Source organism: uncultured Flavobacterium sp., assembly GCF_963925415.1.
Taxonomy (GTDB): domain Bacteria; phylum Bacteroidota; class Bacteroidia; order Flavobacteriales; family Flavobacteriaceae; genus Flavobacterium.
Genome location: NZ_CAWUTS010000077.1, coordinates 1 through 7,559, shown reverse-complemented (window position 1 = coordinate 7,559; position 7,559 = coordinate 1). Strand labels below are relative to the sequence as shown.

Genomic DNA, 7,559 nt, shown 5'->3' with positions numbered 1-7,559 from the left:
CAACTTTCATTGGCCCATTGCCCACCTAAAAAGTTTCCTATAGTTAACATTACTAATCCCACCGTTAAAGCTAATTCATTGATATACGTAATTTCTTGAATGTTTAACTTCATTTTATCTTTGTTCTTTTCTGTAGTGAATATCATCAAAAATAAAGAGACCAAACCTAACATCATTGCTAATGTAAAAGGCCCATAACTAGCTACTATAACCGCAACATGAATCATCAACCAATACGAGTTTAAAACAGGCTGTAAATTTCCAATAGTGGGGTCCATCCAATTCCAGTGAGCAACCATTAATATCATGGAAACTACAAATGCTGCAGAAGCTACGGTTAGCTTTGATTTTCTATCAAAGGCTAATCCAAAAAACATAGTTGCCCATGAAACATAAATCATACTTTCGTAGGCATCACTCCAAGGTGCGTGGCCCGAAATATACCAACGAACAACTAATCCTAAAAAATGTAAAGCAAAAAAGAATACTATTAAAATATGGAAACCATTAACCGTATAAGTAACCCATTTTTTAGCATAAAACATTTGAATTATACAAAAAATTAACATTAAAATTCCTGCGAACATATACCAATAATGCAGTTTTTTAAAAATGTCATATGCATTGTATAATACTTCTGATTGTATTTTTTTATCTGAAGGCATTACTTTAGAACCGTATAGCTTTTGATATTTGGTCAAGCCAATTAAAAGACTTGTAGGTAATTTATAATTAGCATTTTGTGAAGACTTACTAATTGCGTCAAGATAAAATGGCATTACATTTTTTATAGTGTCTAATGTAGTACCTGTAGCATCGTTTAATTCTAAGTAAGAAACCCACTTGTTATTAGCATCATTGGGTACAGGAAAAACTTTTAATATCTGTCCTCCTATAGCTGAATATAATAGATTTATTTTTTTGTCTGTTTCTATAAAATCTTTTTCGAATTGGTTAGGAATTGCAGCCGAATATGCTTTTTCTAAGAAAGGTTCTAATTTATATTTTCCATTTTCATCAAAGAAATTAATCAACTTCGCATATTTTGCTTCTTTATCAATTCCTGCAATTTTTCGAATGCTATCATTTCCTCTTTTTATATAAATAATAGGAATATTATACCAATATTCTGGAAACTGTGTCATAGAAAGCAACACCTGATCAGAATTCATTTCTTCAAAAGAGTCACTTTTAGATACTTTTCGTAATAGTTTTGATGAAAAGGTGTTTATTGGAATAAATCTTCCCGCATCTTGAATTACAATTTTACCAAATGCATCAGCTTGTTCTTCTGAAACTTTGTATTTTAAAATTAATTCTAAGGCTCTTGAAGCATCGGGTTGAACAGAGTTTGCTTTTGTTTCACTGTGATCATGCTGTGAAAAACTAAGCATTGAAAAGAATAAAAAAGCAACAGTCAATAATTTTGACTTTTTCAATTTTACATTTTCTAATTTTCGTTTCAAATCGGCAAAACGAGTATTTTTATTAAACAATATGGCCATTAAAGCAAAATAAAGCAAAAAATAGCCAAAATATGTAATCCAAGTACCCCAAAAATCATGGTTAACAGACAAATTTGTGCCTTTTTCGTCAGGATCAAAACCTGCCTGAAAAAATCGATGCCCATCATAATCTAAAATATTATTCATAAAAACACTGTCTTTAAATACTTTATTAGACCTTGAATCCGTAATTTCTAACTTACTTTTAAATGCCGAATAACTTTTATCAGTTCCTGGGTATTTATCTGCAATAAAGTCATCTAACTTAATAGAAAAAGGCAAGTTGTATATTTTACTACCATAAAAAAGGGTGAAATCTAATTTTCCTATTTTTACATTTTGTGGCACGCCTTGTTTACCTCTTGATCCTGTCAATGTTAATTTTTCTTCTTTACCTTGAGATTTTATCAAAACAGTTAAAGCATCATCAGAAGATTTATCTTTATAATCACCATTCGTTTTATTTACTAAATTTCCTTTGATAGCAGGCTCTGGCAATACAAATTGACTTCCTCCTAAATTATACAACGAGCGAAGCATTAATACCTGTGTTGTGTCTTTTTCAACTTTTCCTTGAAATTTATCAATCATTCGCATAAAATCGCCTTCAAAAGGAGCTTGAAGTGTATAAGCGTCTTCTATTTTACTAATATTAATAGCGCCCTGTGTAAATTTATTAAAAGCAAAAAGTACGTTGTGAATATTTTGAACCTCACCTTCTCTAATGTAATGTTCATGCCTTTCACCATCGCTAGATTCAACTAGCTTCATAAAAAACTGTCCCGCGTCATTTGCTTCAAATGATTCTGTAGTATTCATCACAAAATCAGTGTATTCTATTTCAAATGGAACGCTGTTAAACGACTCATTTATTGAAAAGTTATTATTGACAAAAAAAGTAGAAATTGGTGTTAATAACACATTTTTTGAAAAAGATTTGCGTTTCATTTCCCCTTTATATTCTCCATCTACCAACACGGTTAAAAATGTTTTGTCAGAATAAAATATGTTTTCTGTTTCACCCTCTCGTATTGGCATCATACCTTCATAACTGATATAACGCGTAACAAAAGCGCCTAATAATATAAAAATAAAAGACAAATGCAAAAGCAAGGTAGCCCACTTTTCTTTTTTATACAATTGGTATCGTTTGATGTTTCCAATAAAATTAATTACAAAAAATAGCATAATTGCAGAAAACCACCACGAATTATATACGATTTTTCGAGCAACATCTGTATTATAAGCATCTTCTATAAATGTTCCTGCAGCCATTGAAGCAGCAAATGCAATAAATAAAAAGGCCATTAAACGAGTAGATAAAAGGACTGAAAATATAATTTTTTTCATATCAAAAGGAGATGCTATTAAGTTTAATTTAATGAATACAAAGGTAATTAATTGTAGTTTAAAAGATGTAAAATTTTAGATTATTAATAGATAATTACATATTGTTTGAAACAAAAAAATCACTTTCGTTTCATAAAAAACGAAAGTGATTTTTTTTTATTTTAATTATAAAACTCAATTTATTTCATTTTATAAATGTAATGAAACGGGTTTGTTCCGTTTAAAAAGATAATTGAATTAAAAAACAAACATTGCTCTTTCGCCCATCAATTCGTTTACTTCTTCTGCAACAGCCTCAAGAACAGCTTCATCTGTATAATTAAGTATAACTTTGTCAATTAATGCAACTATAGTTTCCATATCTGCTTCAACCATTCCACGTGTAGTAATAGCTGGAGTACCTACACGTATGCCTGATGTTACAAATGGAGATTTGTCATCAAAAGGAACCATGTTTTTATTTACAGTAATCTCTGCTTTTACCAAGGCATTTTCAGCCTCTTTTCCTGTAATATTTTTGTTTCTTAAATCGATCAACATCATGTGATTATCTGTTCCACCTGAAATGATATCATAACCTCGTGAAACAAAAGCTTGAGCCATCGCTTGTGCATTTTTTTGAACTTGTAATGAATATCGAAAAAATTCATCTGTTAAAGCTTCGCCAAACGCAATAGCTTTAGCTGCAATAATATGCATCAAAGGACCCCCTTGATTCCCTGGAAAAACAGCCATATCTAATATATGACTCATCATTCTAATTTCTCCTTTGGGTGTTTTTAAACCCCACGGATTTTTAAAATCTGTGCCCATTAAAATCAAACCTCCTCTTGGTCCTCTTAACGTTTTATGTGTTGTAGTTGTTATTATATGACAATGAGGAACAGGATCGTTCATCAAGCCTTTTGCAATTAAACCAGATGGATGTGAAATATCTGCTAACAAAATTGCACCAACTGAATCAGCTATTACTCTAAAACGCTCAAAATCCATATCACGAGAATAGGCTGACGCTCCTGCAATAATCATCTTTGGTTGCTCCTTTGTAGCAATTTCTTGAATTTTATCGTAATTTAAAACCCCTGTTTCTTTTTCAACACCATAAAAAACTGGACTATAAATTTTTCCTGAAAAGTTTACAGGAGATCCGTGTGTTAAATGTCCGCCATGTGCTAAATCAAATCCTAAAATTTTATCTCCTGGCTGTAAACAAGCAAAAAATACGGCTGTATTAGCTTGTGAACCACTATGAGGTTGCACATTTGCATATGCTGCTCCAAATAAAGTTTTAGCTCTATCTATTGCAATTTTTTCAACTTCATCTACAACCTCACAACCACCATAATACCGTTTACCAGGATATCCTTCTGCATATTTATTAGTTAATACAGAACCAGCTGCCTCCATTACTTGGTCACTAACAAAATTTTCTGAAGCTATTAACTCAATTCCGTGTATTTGTCTTTCTTGTTCGTCTAAAATAAGATCAAAAATTTGTTCGTCGCGTTGCATAATGATGAATATTCGTTAAAATTATGGCAAATTTACGAAATTCGTTTGTTAAATTAATAGTAAAGTATATATTTGAATAATAATTTTTCAACAACAAATTAACATTATATTTATGCCTAATAAAGCGAATGATCCTAAAAGAAAAACTTGGATAAAAGTACCAGAAAACTCTGACTTTCCAATTCAAAATATTCCATACGGGGTGTTTATTACTAAAGAAGATGTAATAACTATAGGAACAAGAATAGGAAACAGCGCAATAGATATGGGGGCTTTGCAACAACTTGGTTATTTTGATGGCATAGACCTAACGGATGACATGTTTATGCAAGACACTTTAAACGATTTTATATCGGACGGAAAAAAAACATGGCAATTGGTTCGAAATCGGTTATCAGATATTTTTGATGAAAACAACCCCACATTACGAGATAATTTAAAACAAAAAGACATTGTTATTTTTGACATTAAAGATATTGAAATGCTTTTGCCAGTTCAAATTGGTGATTACACAGATTTCTATAGTTCAAAAGAACATGCCACAAATGTGGGTAAAATGTTTCGAGATCCAGAAAATGCGTTGTTGCCAAATTGGCTTCACATACCCGTAGGATATCATGGAAGAAGTTCTACAATAGTTCCAAGCGGAATAAACATAAGAAGACCAAACGGTCAAACTATGCCTGCTGATGCAAAAGAACCTGTTTTTGGACCATCAAAACTAGTAGATTTTGAATTAGAAATGTCTTTTATTACTACAGATGCCAATTTGATGGGAGAATCTATACCAGTAGATGAAGCGGATGAATATATTTTTGGAATGGTTTTATTTAACGATTGGAGTGCACGCGATATTCAAAAATGGGAATATGTACCTTTAGGTCCGTTTTTAGCAAAAAACTTTGCATCAACTATTTCACCTTGGATAGTTACGATGGACGCGTTATTGCCCTTTAAAGTTGAAAGTCCTGAACAATCTCCTACACCACTAAAATACCTACAACAAAAAGACAAATATACGTTTGACATCAATTTAGAAGTAGCTATTCAGCCCGAAAACACCGAAGAAACTGTTATTACAAAATCTAATTTTAAATACATGTATTGGACCATGTCTCAACAATTAGCTCACCATACAGTGAATGGCTGTAGAGTAAATTCGGGTGACATGATGGGATCTGGCACTATCTCTGGACCAACACCCGATAGTTATGGCTCGATGTTAGAGCTTTCGTGGGGAGGTAAAAACCCTTTGAAATTAAATGATGGATCAGAACGAAAATTTATCAATGATAATGATACTGTAATCATGAGAGGATATTGTAAAAATGATGAAGTTCGAATAGGGTTTGGTGAATGTGCTGGTAAATTATTACCTGCAATTGAAATAAAATAAATATTAAAAATGCTGCTCTCTTTAGAACAGCATTTTTTTTTGCAAACTTTAATAAAATAAAAAAACAAACAGTTAAAACAGATCTATATGAAGAACATTACCTTACTAATATTATCATTTTTAACAGTAGCTTGTGGAACCGGAAGTATAGAAAAAAACATTAGTAACGGAAATTTTGATTCTGCTATTTCTAAAAGTATTTCTAAATTAAGCACAAATAAAGATGCAAAAAGCAAACAAGAGTATGTGTATTTATTACAAGATGCGTATGCAAAAGCTAATAAACGTGATTTAACACTTAGCAAGAGGCTAGCTAAAGAAGCTAATGCTGTAAATTTTGAAAAAGTATATAATTTATATTTAGGTTTACAAGCCCGCCAAGATAAAATAAATCGTATTTTACCTTTAAAATTATTAAAAGAAGGCAAAAATGCCACTTTTGCAACGGATGATTATTCCGATGAAATTATATCGAGTAAAAATGGATTATCGGGCTATTTATATGCCAATTCGATGAAGTTATTAGAATCAAATAATAAAGTAGATTTGCGACTAGCATATGACGATTTAAAATATTTAGACCAGTTAAATCCTAATTATTTAGATGTTAGAAAAAAAATAGATGAAGCACAGTTTAGAGGGACCGATTTTGTGCATGTGTACACAAAAAATGAAACAAATATGGTTATTCCTATTCGATTGCAAGAAGATTTATTGAATTTTAGCACCTATGGGTTAAACGACAAATGGACCTTGTATCATAACAATAAACAAAATAACATTACGTATGATTTTGGTTTATTGGTTAACTTTCGTCAAATTAACATATCTGCAGATCAATCAAAAGAAAAAGAATTTGTTAAAGAAAAACTCATAAAAGACGGCACCAAAACTCTTTTAAATGATAATGGAAATGCTGTAAAGGACAGCTTAGGCAACCCTATACAGGTAGATAATTTTAAAACAGTGCGTGTTAATATATATGAATTTAGACAGTTTAAATCGGTACAAATAACGGCCAAAATTGATTATATAGATTATAACAGCAAGCAATTGATTGAAACTTTCCCTATAGCCAGTGAATATATTTTTGAAAACATTTATGCCACTTTTAATGGTGACAAAAAAGCTTGTGAAACTGATTACTATACATTTTTTGACAAACGAGCCGTTTCTTTTCCGTCTAGCGAACAAATGATTTTTGATTCAGGTGAAGATTTGAAAGCGAAACTTAAAAGCATTATCACTCAAAATCGTTTTAGAAAATAATATAAAACCAGCTGCTTAAACAAACTGCTTTAAATCTTCTGCAGCAATAACATCATGAGTAGATGAAAAAACTGCTTTACCATTTCTTATAACTAAAATCTGAGGTGACTGATGTGTAATGTTATAGCGATATGCAATTTCATTTGAAACATCTCTATAACTTAACAAGTCTAATAAATACCATTCTATTTGATCATCTGTATAATTAAACTCAGCATCAAAACGTTTTAAGGCAAAACGACTAATACTACATCTTGTGCTGTGTTTAAAAAGCACTACTGGTTTTACATGTGATGTTTCATCGATTTTGTCAAATTGACTTATAGAATTTAATACATAAAACTTAGTCGCTACTGGATTTTGTGCTGAAACCTCTGGAGTGTTAATTTCTTTATTTACTCCAAATAGTTTATTTAATAATCCCATTTTAAATTATGTGCTTAATTAATGTGTTTATATTATCCTTTGATTAGGTTTACTATTTTTGCAAAGATACATCTATTGAATAGTTTTGCATTAAAAAAAAA

5 protein-coding genes are annotated in these 7,559 nt (G+C 31.0%); 2 read left to right on the top strand and 3 right to left on the bottom strand.

Going from position 1 to position 7,559, the window contains the following annotated elements; all coding sequences use genetic code 11:
- The coding region (ccsA, locus tag AABM47_RS06125) for a cytochrome c biogenesis protein CcsA (RefSeq protein WP_338410043.1) at positions 1-2,855 on the bottom strand (2,855 nt) is incomplete at its 3' end.
- Between the two features lie 237 nt (positions 2,856-3,092).
- The gene (glyA, locus tag AABM47_RS06120; RefSeq protein ID WP_338410042.1) at positions 3,093-4,367 is read right to left on the bottom strand and encodes a serine hydroxymethyltransferase; all 1,275 of its coding nucleotides are present in this window, start codon (positions 4,365-4,367) and stop codon (positions 3,093-3,095) included.
- Positions 4,368-4,479: 112 nt separating this feature from the next.
- Here glyA and fahA point away from each other — a divergent pair, with 112 nt between their 5' ends.
- Both fahA and AABM47_RS06110 read left to right on the top strand, forming a co-directional pair.
- Positions 4,480-5,763, top strand: coding sequence for a fumarylacetoacetase (gene fahA / locus AABM47_RS06115; protein WP_338410041.1), 1,284 nt, complete (start codon positions 4,480-4,482; stop codon positions 5,761-5,763).
- An 87-nt stretch (positions 5,764-5,850) separates the two neighbouring features.
- Entirely contained in the window at positions 5,851-7,032 is a 1,182-nt protein-coding gene (locus tag AABM47_RS06110; protein WP_338410040.1) for a hypothetical protein, read from the top strand.
- 15 nt (positions 7,033-7,047) lie between these two features.
- Here AABM47_RS06110 and ytxJ read toward each other — a convergent pair whose 3' ends face one another.
- The gene (gene ytxJ / locus AABM47_RS06105) at positions 7,048-7,458 is read right to left on the bottom strand and encodes a bacillithiol system redox-active protein YtxJ (RefSeq protein ID WP_338410039.1); all 411 of its coding nucleotides are present in this window, start codon (positions 7,456-7,458) and stop codon (positions 7,048-7,050) included.
- Between the last annotated feature and the right edge of the window lie 101 nt (positions 7,459-7,559).